Raw genomic sequence first — 16,945 nt, 5'->3', positions numbered from 1 at the left:
CGGCGTTGTACCATCAGGCCCCTTTGTCACTTCGTATGGGCGGGACCAGAGCTTGACCAGTGGTATTCAGCGGACCCCCTCGGCCGCTCGTCGTGCGCGTTCCCGCCGGACATCGGCGTCGCACTCACCGACCCTCGCCGCTCTGCTCGCCTCGGCGGTCGAACGCAATCCGGATGGGGTGGCGGCGGTTTGTGGCGACAGCTCGATCACCTATCGCGAACTCGACGCGCGCTCCGCACAATTGGCGCGGATCCTGCTCACCATGGGGGTCGGTCCGGAGACCATGGTCGCGGTGGCGCTGCCCCGGTCGATCGAGTCGGTGCTCGCGGTGTGGGCCGTCGCGAAGACGGGTGCGGCGTTCGTGCCGATCGATCCCGGGTTGCCGCGCAAGCGCATCCAGTTCCAGGTGACCGACTGCGCTGCCGAGATCGGGCTGACCAACAACGAATACGCACCTGCCCTGCCTGCCGACGTGCGCTGGCTCGCGATCGATGACCCGGAGTTCGCCGCGCGGACTTCAGCGGAGTCGGCCACTCCCATCTCATATCTCGATCGCCCTGCGCTGCTTCGCATTTCGAACGCGGCGTACCTGATCTACACCTCCGGCTCGACTGGTCGCCCGAAGGGTGTCGCGGTCACCCACGCCGGTATCGCCGCGTTCTGTGCCGAGCAGATCGCCAGGTACACACTCACTCCGGCCGCGCGCACTCTGCATTTCGCGTCGCCGAGCTTCGATGCGTCGGTGCTCGAGCTGCTGCTCGCCGTCGGTGCGTCCGCCACCATGGTGATCGCGCCGCCGACGGTCTACGGCGGCGCGGAGCTGGCGAGCGTGATCGCGCGACACGAGATCAGCCATGCCTTCCTGACGCCGTCGGCCCTGGCCTCGCTCGAGCCGACCGGGCTCGACCTGCTGCGCGTGGTCATCGTCGGCGGCGAAACCTGTCCTGCGCCACTGGTTCGCCGCTGGGCGGCGCCCGGTCGCCGATTCTTCAACGGTTACGGCCCGACCGAGACCACCATCATGGTGGCCATCAGTTCGCCGTTGTCACCGGATCTGCCGGTGACCATCGGCTCGGCGCTGTCGGGGATGAACTGTCGAGTGCTCGACAAGCGACTGCGTCCGGTCGGCGTCGGCACCGCGGGCGAGTTGTACGTCTCCGGTGCGGGACTGGCCCGTGGCTATCAAGCGCGTTCCGTCCTTACGGCACAGCGTTTTCTGGCCGACCCGCACGGTGCGCCGGGCACGCGGATGTATCGCACCGGTGACATCGTCCGGCGCGGCACCGATGGCGATCTCGAATACCTGGGTCGCACCGACGATCAGGTCAAGGTCCGTGGCTTCCGCATCGAGCTCGGTGAGATCGAATCGGTGCTGGCCCGGCAGGCGGGGGTGCGCTCGGCGGTCACCGTCGACCGCAAGACCGCGGCGGGTGAGACGGCACTGGCGGCCTACGTGCAGCCCGAACCGGGTTGGCTAATCGACGCGACCGAGCTGGCGAACGCGCTGGCCCGGCAGCTGCCGCAGTACATGCTGCCCACCTCGATCACCGTGGTCGACCGCATTCCACTGACGCCTACCGGCAAGGCGGATCGGGCGGCGCTGCGCGTCCGCGCGGTCGATCAGCTCGTGTGCCGGTCGCTGTCCGGGCCCGGCGAGGAGCTGGTCGCCGAGGTGTTCGCCCGGGTGCTGGGTCACGATCAGGTGGGGGCGGACTCCGATTTCTTTGCCTCGGGCGGTAATTCACTGCTCGCCACCCAGGTTGCGGCGCGGCTGAGCGAGACGTGGCAGGCGCAGATCCCGACCCGGCTGCTGTTCGATCATCCGACCGTCGCGGCGTTGGCGAAGGCCATTCAGGCGCAACGGTTCGACAAGGGCCGACCGGCGCTGCTGGCCAGGTCGCGGCCGGAACGGGTGCCGCTGTCTCCCGCCCAGCTGCGGTTCTGGCTGCGTAATCAGTTCGACCCGGAATCGTCGGTGGACAATATCGGCTTCGCCTTGAACATGGCCGGTGACCTCGATGTCACCGTGTTGCGCGCGGCCTTCACCGATACCGTTGCGCGCCACGAGATTCTGCGCACGCTGTATCCCGCCGACGCCACCGGTCCGCGACAGCAGGCGCTCGAAACAGCCACTGTCGTCGCCGATTTCGCCGTCGAAGAGATGCTGACGGCGACCTCCGACATGGTGGCCGAACGCATCCGGGCCATTCTCTGGCGCGGTTTCGACGTGTCGACCGAAGTGCCGCTGCGCGTTCGGCTGCTGCGGATGGCCGACCAATACGTGCTGGTGTGCGCGGTGCACCATATCTGTGCCGACGGCTCCTCGCTGGCACCGTTGGCCCGCGATATCGCCATCGCCTACACCGCACGCTCCGCGGGCACGGCCCCGACGTGGCGGCCGCTCGACATCCAGTACGCCGACTACGCGCTGTGGCAGCAGGAGCTGCTCGGCTCCCGCGACGACCCGGATTCGATGCTGGCCCAACAGCTTTCCTACTGGACCACAGAGCTGGCCGGACTGCCGGACGAGCTCGACCTGCCGACCGACCGCCCACGACCGAGCACCGCCTCGTTGCGCGGCGCGGCCACTCAGCGGCCGGTGCCCGCCAGCCTGCACCGCGAATTGCTCGCCGTCGCACGCGAACACAAGGCCACGCTGTTCATGGTGATGCGGTCGGCGTTGGCCGTCCTGCTGTCCCGGCTGTCCGGCAGCACCGACGTCGCCATCGGCGTGCCCATGACCAATCGCGCCGAAGCCGCCCTCGATGACCTCGTCGGCATGTTCGTCAATACGACGGTGTCGCGGACCCGGATCGACCTCGGCGAGAGCTTCGCCGGGCTGCTCGACCGGACCAGGGACCGGGATCTGGTGAACTTCGCCCACTCCGAGGTGCCGTTCGAGCACGTCGTCGACGCGGTCAATCCGGTGCGGTCGCCGGGGCGGCATCCGCTGTACCAGGTCGGTTTCGCGTTCCAGAACTTCGGCAAGGCCAGCCTGGAACTGCCCGGCCTGACCTTCTCCGGGCTCGACATCGACACGCGCACCGCGAAGACCGATCTGCATATCGCGGTGGTGGACGAGCATGCCGCCGACGGGACACCGGGCCAGATCATCATCCGGTTCAGTTATGCCACGGACCTTTTCGACGAGCCGACGGTGCTGCGGTTCCTCGATTCCTATATCCGTGTGCTGCATCAGGTGGCCGCCGATCCGGCCGGCGCCGTCGGTGACATCGATATGGTGCATCCGGACGAGCGGCGGCGGATCGAAGCCTGGTCGGCCGGAGCCGATCACGCGGTTGCGCCCGAAACGCTCGGCGCGGCCTTACAGCGCAATGCCGCGGCCACGCCGGATGCCGTCGCGTTGGTCTTCGGATCGGCCACGCTGACCTACGCGCAGTTGCAGGACAGGTGTAACCGGTTGGCGCGGTGGCTGATCGGGCAAGGCGTCGGCCCGGAGACCGTCGTGGCGGTGGCCATGCGCCGATCCATCGATCAGGTCGTCGCCCTGTGCGCGATCGCCGAGGCGGGCGGCGCGTGGGTGCCCATCGATCCGGACCACCCGGCCGAACGGATCGGCTACGTGCTGGATTCCGCAGTGCCGCAATGCGTGTTGACCACGACCGCCGACGCGTTCACGGTGACCGCGGCGCATGCCGTCGACACCCTGGATCTGACGCAACTGGACCCCGCACCCGTGCACCAGGACGAGCGGCGGATGCCGCTGCGCGGCGACCACCCCGCGTACGTCATCTACACCTCCGGATCGACCGGACGTCCGAAAGGTGTTGTGGTCAGCCACGAGGCGATCGTCAACCAGCTCGATTGGATGCAGCACCAGTACGGGGTCGATGCCGCGGACACCTATCTACAGAAGACTCCGGCGACCTTCGACGTGTCGCTGTGGGGGTACTTCCTGCCGCTGCGTGCGGGTGCGCGGATGGTGCTGGCCGGACCGGACGAGCATCGGGATCCGGCGGCGCTGTGCGGGTTGATCGCCACACACCGGGTCACCCTGACCGATTTCGTGCCCACCATGCTGACGACGTTCGCCGGTCACGCCACGGCTGCCGAAGTGTCCTCACTGCGAGCCGTTTTCGTCATCGGCGAGGCGCTCGCGCCGGAGACCGCACGGGCATTCGACGCGATCAGCCGCGCCGAGGTGCACAACCTGTACGGCCCGACCGAGGCCGCGGTCAGCATCACCGAGCACCGTTTCGACCCGGCCGATCCAGCCGCCACGATGCCGATCGGTGTGCCGGAATGGAATTCGCGAGCCTTCGTGCTCGACGCCCGGCTGCGGTCGGTGCCGGTGGGTGCGGTCGGTGAACTGTATTTGGCCGGAGTCCAACTCGCGCGTGGCTATCACGGCGCGTCCGGGCTCACCGCCGGACGCTTCGTCGCGAATCCGGCCGATCGCGGTGCGCGGATGTATCGGACCGGGGATCTGGTGCGCTGGAGCACGCGCGGGACCTTGGAATACCTCGGGCGCAGCGACTTCCAGGTGAAGGTACGCGGGCACCGCATCGAACTCGGCGATATCGAAACCGCACTGCTCGCCGATCCGGCGGTCGGGCAGGCGGCAGTCGCGGTGAAACCGTCCGATGGCGGCGACCGGCTGGTCGGCTACGTCGTCGCGGCTCCCGGCGCCGCGGTAGATCATAATGCGCTGCGTCAGTTGGTCTCTCATGCGTTGCCTGCGTACATGGTGCCGTCGGCGGTGTTGGTGCTCGATGCGCTGCCGGTCAACACCAGCGGCAAGCTCGACCGAGCGGCACTCCCCCAGCCGGTATTCGCCTCCCGAGGCGGCATCGCGCCGTCGACCGAGCTGGAGCAGGCGATCGCCGACGTATTCGCCGAAGTGCTCGGTGTATCCCCGATCGGGGTGACCGACGACTTCTTCGAGCTCGGCGGATCCTCCCTGATGGCTTTCACGCTGCATCAACGGCTTTCGGCCAAGCTCGAACTCGCCGTGCCGATGTCGGCGCTGCTCACCACGCCCACGGTGCGCGGGCTCGCGGCACACCTCACCGGGACCGCAGAGCAGACGCACGCTCCGACCCCGGCCGAGGATGCCGTGTTGGACCAAGACATCGATGGCCGCGGCTGCCGGCCCGCGTACTACGGGCCACGCCGGGAAGTGCTGCTGACCGGCGCGACCGGCTTCCTCGGCGCCCATCTGCTCCGAGAACTGTTGGACCGCACCGACGCACAGGTGGCGTGCCTGGTCCGCGCCGATACCGCGGCGCAGGGCGCCGATCGGATTCGGCAGGCGCTGCACCGCTACCGACTGTGGGACGACGCTACTGCGGCTCGGATCGTCGCTGTCCCAGGCGATCTCGCCGCACCACGACTAGGACTCTCCGACACCGACTACCACCACCTCGCCGACAACGTCGACGTGATCCTGCACAACGGTGCCCGCGTCAATCACATCGATCCGTACGAACGACTACGCGCGGCCAATGTCGAGGGAACCCGAGATGTGTTGCGGCTCGCGACAACACGGCGGCTCAAGCCGGTGCATTTCGTGTCCACCCTCGGCACCACCGTCTCCACCACGGCAGCACCGGGAGCCATCGAAGAGAACGCCCGTCTGCAAGCCGACGAGCTGACCGACAACGGCTACGTCACCTCCAAGTGGGCCGCCGAGGAACTGGTCCGGCAGGCGGGCGAACGCGGCGTCCCGATCGGCATCTACCGCCCCGGAACCATTTGCGGCGACCCGAAAGTCGGCGTGAACAGTGCCGACGATTCGTTCTGGAACATGATCCGCGCCGCCGCGATCCTCGGCCTGGCACCGGACGTCGGCGACGCCACCGTCTCCCTCGTCCCGGTGACCTACGTGGCCCGCGCCATCGTCGAACTCGCCACCCACCCCCGGCCGGAATCCGTGTACCACCTGGTCAACAAGACCACGGTGACGGTCGGCGACATCTTCACCTGCCTGCGCTATCACAGCCTCCCCGTGACCATCGCCTCGCTGGACACCGTCCGTGCCGCCCTCGCCGAGGAATCCCATCGCCGCAATGCCGCAGGCGACGATTCCCTCGTCCGCGCCGCCCTGCTGAGCACGAACTACCTCGGCATGGCAAACCTCGACTGGGGCGACGCACACACCCGCACCGCACTCGCCGACACCGGCATCGCCTGCCCGCCGATCACCGAAGCCGCACTCGACGCCTACATCCGGGAGTTCATCACCTCCGGCTTCCTGCCGTCCGGCCCCACTCCCGGGGCGGTACTACGCCCGGCGACGTGTGCTCAGCAGGTGGTCGGGCCGGGGTCGGCACCCGCCAAGACGGCGGTCAGCCACAGCAACGACGGTTCGTAGCCGATCAACTCGGCCGAAATATGTTCTGACGCAGGGACTCTGAAGAAGCGGAGGTTCGCACCCGCGGCGCAGTAGCGTTGCACGACAGGCTCGATGGCGGCGATGGGGATGATCGGATCGGTCATCGAGTGCCACATCGCCACCGGGATATCCGGGGTGCCGCCGTAGCCGAGACTGTCTCGGTGCAGGACGTTTTGGATGTCGGGGTCGAGGAACGCCTGCTTGTCCTTCAGGTAGTTCTTCAACGGCCGCCATGCGCCGGTGGCGGCCGCGGTGTAGAGGCATCGGTGTTCGATGTCGCCGACCATGGTCATGCCGTCCGGGGTGAGAAACTTGTCGAGGGGCAGCAGATCCGGGTATTCCCTGGACAATCCGATGAGCCAGATCCAGCCGACGAAATCGGCCTGCCCGGCGATACCGGGGCCGGCGTCCATGGCGAACATCGTCATCGCGTGTTTGTCGCCGGGGACGCCGCCCTGCGCGCTGCCCTTGATCGGCAGTTCCGGGGCGTAGGTCCGATGTAGTTCGGCCGCCCAGCCGGTGGCGCTGCCGCCGCCGGAGTATCCCCACAGCCCGACCGGCGAATCGGCCAAGCCCAGGTCGGCGCGCCGGGCCGCACGGACACCGTCGAGCACCATCCGCCCTTCGCTCGGCGCGAGTGTGGTGTCGGTCTTGCCGTTGAAGTCGGGGACCGAGACCGCCATGCCCTCGCCGAGGAACTGGAGCAGCAGCTGGGTTTCCTTCATCGTGCCCGCGCGCACGGTGTGCGATGGGTTGCACGCCGGGTCCAGACCGTCGATCGCCTCCTGATAGGAGATCACCGGGCGCGAGCTCGGACCGAGCCACGGAATACCCGGAATCATCACGGTGGTCGCGGTGACAGTCGGCCGGTCGCGACTGTCGGTGCTGCGGTACAGGATCTGCTCGGTGTGCACCGGCGGCCACGGCACCGCGAGCAGATAGCTGGTCACCACGCGCTTGCGGATCACGTCACCGTTGGCGTAGCGGTCCAGATCGGCCGGGTCGTCGTACCACCGGTCGTCGGCGGGCATGGGGACGGGGATGACCGAGTAGATATCCGTTTCGCGCGGTAGCGGCGGAAGTTGGTTCTCATCGGGCCGCACCGGCCAGGCGGGTTGGGTGCCGCCCTGGCCGGTGTGCGGCAAGTCCGGCCCGGCGGTCGCCGGTGCGGCGACGGCGAGCGAAACAGCGAGCGTGAAACCTACTGCGAATATGGCACGACAAACACGGATCACTACCGGGGTACCTCTCAGGCGGAGCTGATATCGAAGCCAGAAGTCGCTGGTCACAGCGACCGCCAACCGGGACACCATCGAGCGCCCGACGGACCGAAAGAGGTATCAGTTCACACGACGGCGCGCAGATGTGTCACTACGCAACCAACCAGGGTTCGCCCGCTACCACTGTGCAAACTGCACAAGATCGGTTACGTCGATGCCGGACGAAACCGCAGGTGCTGGCCCGGCCGCAACTGCGCGAGCAGGTCGACGTCGGCCGTGACGACGGTCCCGATCACCGGGTAGCCGCCGGTAATGGGGTGATCGGCGAGGAACACCACCGGTTCACCGCTCGGCTGCACCTGGATCGCACCGAGCGGCATTCCCTCGGTCGGCAGTTCCTTGTCGTTGATCCGGGTCAGCGGTGCCTCGTCGCCGACGCGGGCCAACCGGACGCCGACTCGATCGGCCCGGTCGGTCATCTCCCAGACACCGGCGAACAGCGATCGCGGATTGCTGAACCAGTCGTCCCGCGGACCGAGCAGCACTCGGACGGTGACAGAACCCGAATTCACCGAACGGACCGGCGCCACAGCGACATTCGGCCACGGGTACCCGTCCGCCGCGCCCGCGGTGAGCTCCGCCCCCTCGGTCAGTGGCTCCGGCCCGAGTCCGGCGAGGGTGTCCCTGCTGCGGGAGCCGAGCACCTCGTCGACGGCCAGGCCGCCGCGCACGCCGACGTACGCGCGCAGCCCGGCGGCGGCCATGCCGAGCTTCAATCGCTGCCCGGTGCGCAAGGCGAGAACCGATGCGTTGGCCTCGGCGACACCGTCCACGGTGATCGGCGCGTCGGCACCGGTCACCGCGAGCAGCACCGGCGCCTCGGCGACGAGTTCCAGTCCGCCGAGCAAGGTTTCGATGCCCGCGGCATCCTCGGGGTTACCGACCAATCGATTCGCCAGCTTCAGCGAACTTCGATCGGCCGCACCGGAGACGCCGACGCCGACCGAGAACCAGCCGGGTCTGCCGAGGTCCTGAATGGTGCTCAACGGGCCCGCATTCAGGACCCGCAACACCGCGCGTCGCGTCGCGCTCATCCCATCGCCTCCTCGGTGAATCGGACCCGGGTGCCCGGGCACAGCAGCGACGGCTCGGCGCGGTCGAGATCCCACATCGGCACATCGGTGGTGCCGATGAGCTGCCAGCCGCCGGGCGAACGTCGAGGATAGACGGCGCTGTATCCGTCGGCCAAGGCCACCGAGCCCGCGGGCACCGAGGTCCGTGACTCCGCGCGGCGCGGTACGGCCAACCCGTGCTCGGCGGTCTCGAGATAGCCGAAGCCCGGCGCGAATCCGATGAAGGAACACCGCCAGACCGCCCGGGTGTGCACGGCGATCAGCTCACGGACCGAGATACCCAACTGTGCCGCAACGCTTTCCAGATCCGGCCCGTCGTAACGGACCGGAATGGTGCGCACCGCGTCCGGTTCCGGCTGAGCCGATCCGGCGCCCTGCGTACTCCGAAACAGTTGCCGCAGTTGCTCTTCGACGGCCCGGCTGTCCGCGGCATCGGTCATGGTGACCAGGACTGTCTGCGCGGCGGGCAGCACATCGTGCACGCCTGCGGGCAATTCGCGCCGGAGCAGGTCGATGAACGCGACCAGGTCTTCGTGCTCGTCGGGTGCGACGAGCACCGACCGGTCCCCCGCGGGCAGTATTCGAAGCGGTGCCCTCGGCACGCTGATCGCGGACATCGACCCTCCTTCAGGCTAATTCGCGGCCGCGGGTCTCCGGCAGGCCGAACAGTGCGATCACGGCGAGGACATAGCCGAAGGCGCCGAACATCATGGCACCGGCCAGACCCAGCGTCGTGGAGGCCAGAAACCCGACGACAGTGGGGAATATCGCGCCGACGCCGCGGCCGAAGTTGTAGGTGAAGCCCTGTCCGGTACCGCGGGACGCGGTCGGGTACAGCTCGGAGAGGAAGGAGCCGAAGCTGGAGAAGATTGCCGCGGTACAGAATCCGAGCGGGAAGCCGAGGATCAGCACCGTGGTGTTCGCCCCCTCCGGAACCTGGATGTAGGCGACCATGAAGGCGACCGACAATACGGCGAAGAGTTGGATGGTGCGTTTGCGGCCGATCCGATCGGCGAGGATGCCGCCGGTGACGTACCCGAGGAACGCGCCACCGATCAAGAGGAACAGATATCCGCCGGTACCAACGACATTCAGGTGTCGGCTCTTCTTCAGATAGGTCGGCAGCCAGGTGGCGAGGGTGTAGTAACCGCCCTGCACACCGGTGGCCAGCAGCGAGGCGAACAGCGTCGTCCGAACCAGGTCCCGCCGGAAGATCGACGCGAACGAGCCCGCCCGCTTGCCCGCCGATTCACGCCGCTGGGTGACGGTCTCGGAGTCGGTCAGATTGCGGCGCACCCAGATGATCAGCAATGCGGGCAGCGCACCGGTCCAGAACAACACCCGCCAGGCCAGATCCTCGCTGACGAACTGGAAGACCAAGGTGTAGACCAGAACTGCCAAACCCCAGCCGACCGCCCAGGCGCTCTGCACATAGGCGACCGTTCGGCCTCGATACTTGGTCTGCGCGTACTCGGCGACCAGGATCGCGCCCGCCGCCCATTCACCGCCGAAGCCGAGACCCTGGAAGGCCCGGAAGACAAGCAGCGTCTCGAAATTGGGCGCGAAGCCGCACAGCACCGTGAACAGGGTGTAGGTCGCGACGGTGAGCTGGAGGGTGCGCACCCGGCCGATCTTGTCGGCGAGCACACCCGCCAGCGCGCCGCCGAGCGCGGACACCAGCAGCGTCACCGTGGTGAGCAGACCGGCCTTGCCCGAGCTGATCACGAAGTACGACGAAATGGCGCCCAGCGCCAGCGGTAGCACCTGGAAGTCGTAGGCGTCCAAGCCATATCCGCCGAACGCGCCGAGGAAGGCCTTCTTGCCTTTGGCGCTCAGCGTTCGGAACCAGTCGAACGGTGGTGATTTCTCGGCCGGATCCACCGGGAGGTCTGTGGAAAGGCTCATGGCTGCCTCGCAATGCTCGAGCTCAGGAGAGCGACGTACGTCACAGTAGAGTACGGATCGTTGAACGATTCTGCAATCCTAAAGTCGGATCGTCGGCTGGCAGTTCGATCCCTGAGTTATGCTCGAACGGCAAAGCCACTGGTCCGCGGAGGTTTGATGACAACACCGGTAGATCGGCCCGATCCCGTCTACACGGCACTTTCCGAACACAAGGGTCTGCTGGCCCGCTCCAGTCGCAGCTCGCAGACCGCCGACATCGTGCGCGCGAGCATCCTCGACGGCTCGCTGCTGCCCGGCACGCGGTTGTCCGAACCCGATATCTGTGCGGCGCTGGGTGTTTCGCGCAATACGCTGCGGGAAGCGTTCCGCTCGTTGATCGAGGAACGCCTGGTCACCCACGAGCTCAACCGCGGCGCGTTCGTACGCATCCCCACCTCCGACGATGTCACAGAGCTCTACCAGTGCCGCCGGGTCGTCGAGGGCGCGGCGGTGCACGGATTCGACCGGGCCGCGCAGCAACCGGCCGAGCTCGCCGCCGCCCTGGCGCGCGCCGATGCCTGTGCGGCGGAACAGGATTGGACCGGGGTCGGCACGGCCGACATCGACTTCCACAAGGCCATCGCCGCGCTCAATCGCAGCAGGCGGCTGGATCAGATGATGTCGAGCGTGTGGAACGAGTTGCGACTGGTCTTCCACGTAATGGCCGATCCGCTGACGTTCCACGAGCCCTACCTGACTCGCAACCACGAGATCTACGAGGCAATGGTCGACGGGCGCTCCACCGAGGCGGAGAAGATGCTCGCCGACTATCTGACCGACGCCGAGTCGCACATCCGCGCCGCGTATACCCAGATCGTCGCCTGAGGATTGCCGCGCCCGGCCGACCGCAGTGGTTTGTCGCAGCGTGAACGCAATCCTGGCGAGTAGCCGGTTCGCCGAGGAGAGTGGGACGACTTGTCCCGTGTGTCTCGTGCCGAGAGAGGTCGTCATGTCCGACAGCAGTGCGCAGTTCCGGCCGATCGAATCACTGCTCGCGCAGACGGCGGCCGATCTCGACGTGCGGTCGGTCCTGGTGATGCGGTCGACGCCGACTCATATGGCGGTCGAGGCGACGGCCGGTGCGGCGGAGGTGCACTACACGGTCGGTGCCGAGGGCAAGAAGGGTGCCGCCTTCGCGGACGCGCAGGAGCTGTACTGCGAGCGGGTCGTCGACAACGACGCCGAACTCTTCGTGCGTGACTCGCGCGCGGACCCGGATTTCGCGGGCAACGAGGACGAGGTGGAGTTCGGACTGGTCAACTACCTCGGGCTGGCGCTGCACAATCCGGACGGCAGCGTATACGGCACCGTCTGCGTGCTCGACGACCAGACGCGCGACTACACCCCCGAGGAGCGGGCGCGGCTCGCGGAGCTGCGTACGGCCGCCGAACAAGCTCTCGCCGCGGAGCACACACCGCGTCCCTGAACGATCCGGCATCGCCGCGATTCACGCCTGGTTCGCGATCAGGGTCGCGGCCAGTGTGGCCGCGCCTGGACCGGTCAGCTGCGAGGCCGCCGCGGAACGTCCGGTCGCGAGCAGCAGTAGCGCGCCCGCGGTTCCCTCGACGAGCAGGCCGTCGCCGGCCGACCAGTCGATGTCGGTCGCCACGAGGCGATAGCCCGCCAACCGCTCGTCGATGCCGAACTGTTCGCCCCTCGCCCATACCCGCCCCAGCGCCGATCGGGCAGGCACAGACGGCGTCTCGCGGACGATGCCGAGCGGTATCGCGATGTCCTGGACGTGTACGAGCATGTCCAGCAACCGGTCGGTGGGGACCGTGCCGATCGGGAAGAATCGTGAGGGCACGCTGGCGCGTAGCTCCGTGTGCAGCTGCCGAGTACTGACACGGTCGGCGTGCCGAATTGCGGTGTCCCGCAACGCGCCGTGCACGCTGCCGCCGGCCCGGATCAGGTTGACCAGTATCCAGCCGAGGTTCGCGCGCGTGCACAACACGACATGTGCGACCACATCACGGACTCGCCAATCCGCGCAGAGCGATTGGTGATTCCAGTCGGACTCGGCGTGGTCGGCGAGCAGGTCGGCCATGCTCTGGCGCTCGGCGGCGACCGCGCACCAGATCTCCTCGGTGGTCATGGATTCGATGTGGTTCATAGCTCGACCCTCTCGTTCGAAGTTCCATTACCGTAAGAACTCCACCCGAGTGGAGGTGCAAGCTGTTGTGACCGAGGACACACTTCATGTCGCGGTGAGCATCGGCGAGCTGGCGCGGCGCACCGGCGTGCCCGTCCGGACGATCCGGTTCTACTGCGACAGCGGGATTCTGGAGTATCACCGGACCGGCGGCCGACATCGGGTGTTCGCTGCCGACGCGGTCGAACGGCTGCTGCTGGTGCGCCGGTTGCGGGCCATGGGTTTGCCGCTGCCCGCGATCGTGCGCGTGCTGGACGGTAGCGAGTCGATCAGCGAGGCGGCCGCCGCCGAACGCGCCGCGCTCGATGCCGAACTCGACGCGCTGCACTGGCGGCGCGCGGCACTGTGCGCCATCGAGAGCGCGCCGGCCGAGGAGCGCGCCGGGCTGCTGGAACTGCTTGCCGCGGTGCATGATCGGAGCGCGGTGCTGGACAGTGTTGTCGCGTTCTGGCGGCCCATCCTGCTGCCGTTACCGCGGGAGGAGTTCGATTCGTTCATCGACATGAACGTGCCGCCACTGCCGAGCGAGCCCGCACCCGCGCAGGTCGTCGCCTGCGCCGAGCTCACCACCCTCACCAGCGACCCGCGCGTCAAAACGGCGATGACGCATCAGATTTGGCGATCGGATCGCGACCAGATCAGCGATCGTCTGCAGTTCGTGATGTCGGTCGCCGACGCGTTCGAGGGCGCGGCGCCGCTGGTGGCCGCCCACGAAAACCCCCATCCGGGAGCCGAACTCGACCGATACGTGCATGCCCACGCGGCGGCCAGGCACGAACGGGACACACCCGGTTTCCGGCGCGAGCTACTGACCACCGGCACGACGGATACCGATCCTCGGCTACGGCGCTTCTGGCGCCTCACCGCCGATATCACCGGCACGGAGACCACGGTGGGCGCCGTGCACTACTGGCTGTTGGACGCGCTGCGGCAGACGGTCTAGGTCCGCAGCAGGCTGAACCGGTTCGGTTAGCGGTCGCGTCCGGCGGCGGGGGTGGACGTCTTGCGGCTGGTCCGGGCGCGGCGCCGGGCCGCCTGCAGTTCGGCGAGTTCCTGTTCGAGGATCTCGGCGATGCGGAACTGGCCGGTGTCGTGGATCTCCGGGGTGGCCGGAGTTTCCTTGGCGGCCTTGGGATCGGTTGAGGTGGTCGCCTTTTCGTCGGCCGCGACGGGCTGCCGCTTGATGGCGGCGGTCGTGGCGCTTGCGGCGGCGCTCGCGGACGGCCGGTCTGCGGATGTCGCGGTGACCTTCTCCGAGGCGGGCTTGTTCGGCTTGGCCGGGGCGGGCTGCTGCGCGGCGACCTTGGTCGGCGTGGCCGGCTTCGGGGCCGCCGCGGCGACGACCGGCTTGGTGGCCGCCGGGGTGGCGGGCTTGGCCGGCGCGCTGGAGCCGTTCACCGCGGTGATCGGCTTGCTGTCTACCCCGTTGCGCTTTTCGCCGTTCACCGGAGTGCTCGACGTGCTCTTCGCGACCGGCTCGTCAGCTTGGACCGGCTTGGAAGTGCTGAGGGCGGAGCCGTTTTCGGACTTCGCCACCGGCCGGGTCTCGGCCGTGACGTCCGTGAGGTCGCTGCCGAGGGTCGCGGCGGCCACGACCTTCGCCGACGGCGCCGGGGCCGCCGAACGGAACGCGGACCGGGTCGGCGCCGGAGGCTCGGGGGCCGTGTCGTCCTCGTCCGCGATCAGGACGGTGGGTGCGTCCTCGATCTCGGGATCGACGATGCCGACCGGTGCCGCGTTCAATTCCGCGAGCGGGTCCGGCTCGGCCTCGACGGTTAGTTCGGCGAACGCGTTGGACGCCATCATCTCCGCGGCCGCCGGACGGCGCATCCGGTAGCTGGCGAGTGTGGGCAGGGTGCGCCGGATCTGCTCGGCCGGGTCGGGCAGATCCCGGACCTGGTCGGTGGCGCGGTGGATGGCGAGGCCGTAGCGCGCGCTGGCGGCGTCGTGGATGAGCAGCGAGACGCCGATCATCACCGGCGCGACGGCGTGCACGGCGGCGTCGTACCAATGCTCGGCGCGCAGGTACGGATACGTGTTGAGGGTGACGGTCAGTCCGAGCAGGGCGACCTCGGCGGCCACCACCTGCTTGCGGTTGTCTACGACACCCCACTCGGCCACCTTGTTGGTGCCGATCATGATGATGATCAGGCAGACGCTGATCATGCCTTCCAGCAGATAGCTGAACCAGTACAGCGGGTCACCGGGACCGCCGGGCGCGATGTTGTGCTGGACGTTGACCGCGGACCACAGCATGCCCGCTGCGACGACGCCGGCCAGCGCGCGCAGTGACCAGGCGCGGTGCCGATATAGGGAGGCCAGTTTGGCATGCGGGCTCGACTCACGGCGCTGGGCAGCAATTGCCTTGCGGGCCACCAGTAGATCTCGCATGTCGGCCTTCTCGATCGCTTCGGTGGTCTGCCTGGCGCGGTCGGCCGCTCCCGCGGCGGCTTGAGCCTCTTTCCAGCGCTGACCACGGTCTTGCCCGCGAATCTTCTCGGCAAGCTCACGTTCCGCTAGCAGCTCATCCTCGGAGAGCGCTTCGGTCAGCGCGGGATCGAATTGGTATGCCAGCCGGCCACGGGCCTTCTCGACCCGCCGCGCCAGCTGTGTGACCTCGTCCTCAATGGGATGCTGGATGGTCATTTCGGCTCCAAGAGGAGATTCGATGGCAGACAAGTGATCACGCGTGGGAAGGCTACATCGCATTCGCCGTCGACGCACCGTTGCCAGCGAAAACCGTCGATTTGCCAGGAGAATGCGGCGTGCCGCGACCGCGTTTCCTGGATGATCATAGAACAGGTAGGACGATCCGCAACCGCAAAGTAGCGGGCGGTCGCCGAGTGTCTTTGCACCGTGGGCGAATACGGCAAGATCAGGAACAACCCGACTTCACTATGACCGTTTCGTCTGACTCGCCACGATGAAACTCGCTGCGGTCGTGGCGCTCCCGCCCAGGTTGAGGGTGGCGAACCGGCGTGCGTCCGGCACTTGGTAAGCTCCTGCTTGTCCGGTGACCTGTTTGTAGGCATCGAGTACCATTCGTACACCAGTCGCACCAACAGGATGACCACCACCGATCAATCCGCCGCCGGGGTTGACCGGCAACCGGCCGTCGCGCGCTATATCGCCGCCCGCCACGGCTTTCCAGCTCTCGCCGGGACCGGTGATGCCGAGATGATCTATCGCCATGTACTCGGACATGGAGAAGCAATCGTGCACCTCGATGCCGTCTACCGCGTCGATGTCAGGTAGTCCGGCACGCGCCAGTGCGTCGAGCATCGTTTGGCGCACATGGGGAAACACGTACTGATCGTCGGCGGAGGCGCGCAACTTCTGCGCCATCGACAGGCCTACGGTGCGATGACCCCAGCCGCTGACCACCGCGTGCTCCTCTGGCCGTAAGTCGTTGCGCCGCGCCAAGAATCGATCCGACACCAGGATCACCGCGGCGGCGCCGTCGGTCATCGGACTGCAATCCTGACGGCGCAGGCGGCCGACCATCGGCGGGTTGGCGGTGTCGTCGTCGCCGAAGCTGTCCGGGGTGAACGTCCAATTCCGGGTCTGCGCAAGCGGGTTGGTGCGCGCGTTGGTGATGTTCAGCTCGCTGATCGCGCGCAGGTAGGTGTCGTCGAGCCCGTAGCGGCGGTCGTATTCGTCGGCGAGTTCGGCGAACATGGTGGGCCACACGAACTTCGTGTCCTGGGCCTCGTGGCCGACCCAGGCGGCGGAACCGAGATATCCGGCGGCCTCGTCGCCCGGGACGGTCTTCTCCAGCTCCGCGCCGATCACCAGCGCGCAGTCGTAGCGACCCGATTCCAGATCCGCCATCGCGGCGAGCAGCGCCATACTGCCGGAGGCACAGGCGGCTTCGTGCCTGCCGGACGGGATGCCCCAGAGTTCCGGGATGATCGTGGCGGGCATGCCGCCGAGTTGGGCTTGGCCGGTGAACAACTGGCCGAAGGCGTTGCCGACGTGGATCACGCCGATCTCATCCGACGCGATGTTGGCCGCGGCGAGGGTCGCACCCACTACCGCACCGACCAGTACGTCGAATCCCTTGCCTTCGCGGTGCCAGTTGACGGCGAAATCGGTTTGGCTGCCGCCGAGTAGGTGAATGGTGGTGGTGGACATGGGAACT

Annotated in this window: 11 protein-coding genes; 4 read left to right on the top strand and 7 right to left on the bottom strand. The window is 67.6% G+C overall.

Annotated features, from left to right (window positions below):
• Positions 1-52: 52 nt before the first annotated feature.
• On the top strand, positions 53-6,334 hold the full coding sequence (locus tag ACQPW1_RS17925) for an amino acid adenylation domain-containing protein (RefSeq protein WP_433663816.1): 6,282 nt from the start codon (positions 53-55) through the stop codon (positions 6,332-6,334).
• Here the strand turns inward: ACQPW1_RS17925 and ACQPW1_RS17920 are convergent.
• The 4 genes from ACQPW1_RS17920 to ACQPW1_RS17905 all read right to left on the bottom strand — a co-directional run bounded on the left by ACQPW1_RS17920 (position 6,265) and on the right by ACQPW1_RS17905 (position 10,613).
• Positions 6,265-7,590, bottom strand: a complete 1,326-nt coding sequence (locus ACQPW1_RS17920) for a lipase family protein (RefSeq protein WP_433663815.1) — start codon at positions 7,588-7,590, stop codon at positions 6,265-6,267. The genes ACQPW1_RS17925 and ACQPW1_RS17920 overlap by 70 nt on opposite strands.
• A gap of 191 nt (positions 7,591-7,781) precedes the next feature.
• Complete coding sequence (locus tag ACQPW1_RS17915; RefSeq protein WP_433663814.1) at positions 7,782-8,669, bottom strand: biotin-dependent carboxyltransferase family protein; 888 nt, start codon at positions 8,667-8,669, stop codon at positions 7,782-7,784.
• Entirely contained in the window at positions 8,666-9,325 is a 660-nt protein-coding gene (locus ACQPW1_RS17910; protein ID WP_433663813.1) for a 5-oxoprolinase subunit B family protein, read from the bottom strand. Before ACQPW1_RS17910 ends, ACQPW1_RS17915 begins: the two co-directional genes overlap by 4 nt.
• 10 nt (positions 9,326-9,335) lie before the next feature.
• Complete coding sequence (locus ACQPW1_RS17905; RefSeq protein ID WP_433663812.1) at positions 9,336-10,613, bottom strand: MFS transporter; 1,278 nt, start codon at positions 10,611-10,613, stop codon at positions 9,336-9,338.
• A 156-nt stretch (positions 10,614-10,769) separates the two neighbouring features.
• Here ACQPW1_RS17905 and ACQPW1_RS17900 point away from each other — a divergent pair, with 156 nt between their 5' ends.
• Positions 10,770-11,477, top strand: a complete 708-nt coding sequence (locus ACQPW1_RS17900) for a GntR family transcriptional regulator (RefSeq protein ID WP_433663811.1) — start codon at positions 10,770-10,772, stop codon at positions 11,475-11,477.
• A gap of 124 nt (positions 11,478-11,601) precedes the next feature.
• Entirely contained in the window at positions 11,602-12,078 is a 477-nt protein-coding gene (locus ACQPW1_RS17895) for a GAF domain-containing protein (RefSeq protein ID WP_433663810.1), read from the top strand.
• A 21-nt stretch (positions 12,079-12,099) separates the two neighbouring features.
• On the opposite strand, the gene ACQPW1_RS17890 is transcribed toward ACQPW1_RS17895, so the two are convergent.
• Complete coding sequence (locus ACQPW1_RS17890; protein ID WP_433663809.1) at positions 12,100-12,765, bottom strand: maleylpyruvate isomerase family mycothiol-dependent enzyme; 666 nt, start codon at positions 12,763-12,765, stop codon at positions 12,100-12,102.
• Between the two features lie 67 nt (positions 12,766-12,832).
• On the opposite strand from ACQPW1_RS17890, the gene ACQPW1_RS17885 reads away from it, so the two are divergent.
• Positions 12,833-13,747 carry a MerR family transcriptional regulator gene (locus ACQPW1_RS17885; RefSeq protein WP_433663808.1) on the top strand — a complete coding sequence of 305 codons (915 nt, stop codon included), beginning with the start codon at positions 12,833-12,835 and terminating at the stop codon, positions 13,745-13,747.
• A 26-nt stretch (positions 13,748-13,773) separates the two neighbouring features.
• Here the strand turns inward: ACQPW1_RS17885 and ACQPW1_RS17880 are convergent, their stop codons facing one another.
• Both ACQPW1_RS17880 and ACQPW1_RS17875 read right to left on the bottom strand, forming a co-directional pair.
• Positions 13,774-15,450 carry a hypothetical protein gene (locus tag ACQPW1_RS17880; protein ID WP_433663807.1) on the bottom strand — a complete coding sequence of 559 codons (1,677 nt, stop codon included), beginning with the start codon at positions 15,448-15,450 and terminating at the stop codon, positions 13,774-13,776.
• 249 nt (positions 15,451-15,699) lie between these two features.
• Entirely contained in the window at positions 15,700-16,938 is a 1,239-nt protein-coding gene (locus tag ACQPW1_RS17875) for an acetyl-CoA acetyltransferase (protein ID WP_433663806.1), read from the bottom strand.
• Between the last annotated feature and the right edge of the window lie 7 nt (positions 16,939-16,945).

The sequence above is a fragment of the Nocardia sp. CA-128927 genome (assembly GCF_050955855.1).
Taxonomy (GTDB): Bacteria; Actinomycetota; Actinomycetes; order Mycobacteriales; family Mycobacteriaceae; genus Nocardia.
This window is presented reverse-complemented; position numbering and strand designations above follow the sequence as displayed.

Bases quoted from the DNA above. Each gene is read 5' to 3' on its own strand.
- ACQPW1_RS17915 (WP_433663814.1), bottom strand. From the start codon at position 8,669: ATGAGCGCGACGCGACGCGCGGTGTTGCGGGTCCTGAATGCGGGCCCG.
- ACQPW1_RS17910 (WP_433663813.1), bottom strand. From the start codon at position 9,325: ATGTCCGCGATCAGCGTGCCGAGGGCACCGCTTCGAATACTGCCCGCG.
- ACQPW1_RS17905 (WP_433663812.1), bottom strand. From the start codon at position 10,613: ATGAGCCTTTCCACAGACCTCCCGGTGGATCCGGCCGAGAAATCACCA.
- ACQPW1_RS17900 (WP_433663811.1), top strand. From the start codon at position 10,770: ATGACAACACCGGTAGATCGGCCCGATCCCGTCTACACGGCACTTTCC.
- ACQPW1_RS17895 (WP_433663810.1), top strand. From the start codon at position 11,602: ATGTCCGACAGCAGTGCGCAGTTCCGGCCGATCGAATCACTGCTCGCG.
- ACQPW1_RS17890 (WP_433663809.1), bottom strand. From the start codon at position 12,765: ATGAACCACATCGAATCCATGACCACCGAGGAGATCTGGTGCGCGGTC.
- ACQPW1_RS17880 (WP_433663807.1), bottom strand. From the start codon at position 15,450: ATGACCATCCAGCATCCCATTGAGGACGAGGTCACACAGCTGGCGCGG.
- ACQPW1_RS17875 (WP_433663806.1), bottom strand. From the start codon at position 16,938: ATGTCCACCACCACCATTCACCTACTCGGCGGCAGCCAAACCGATTTC.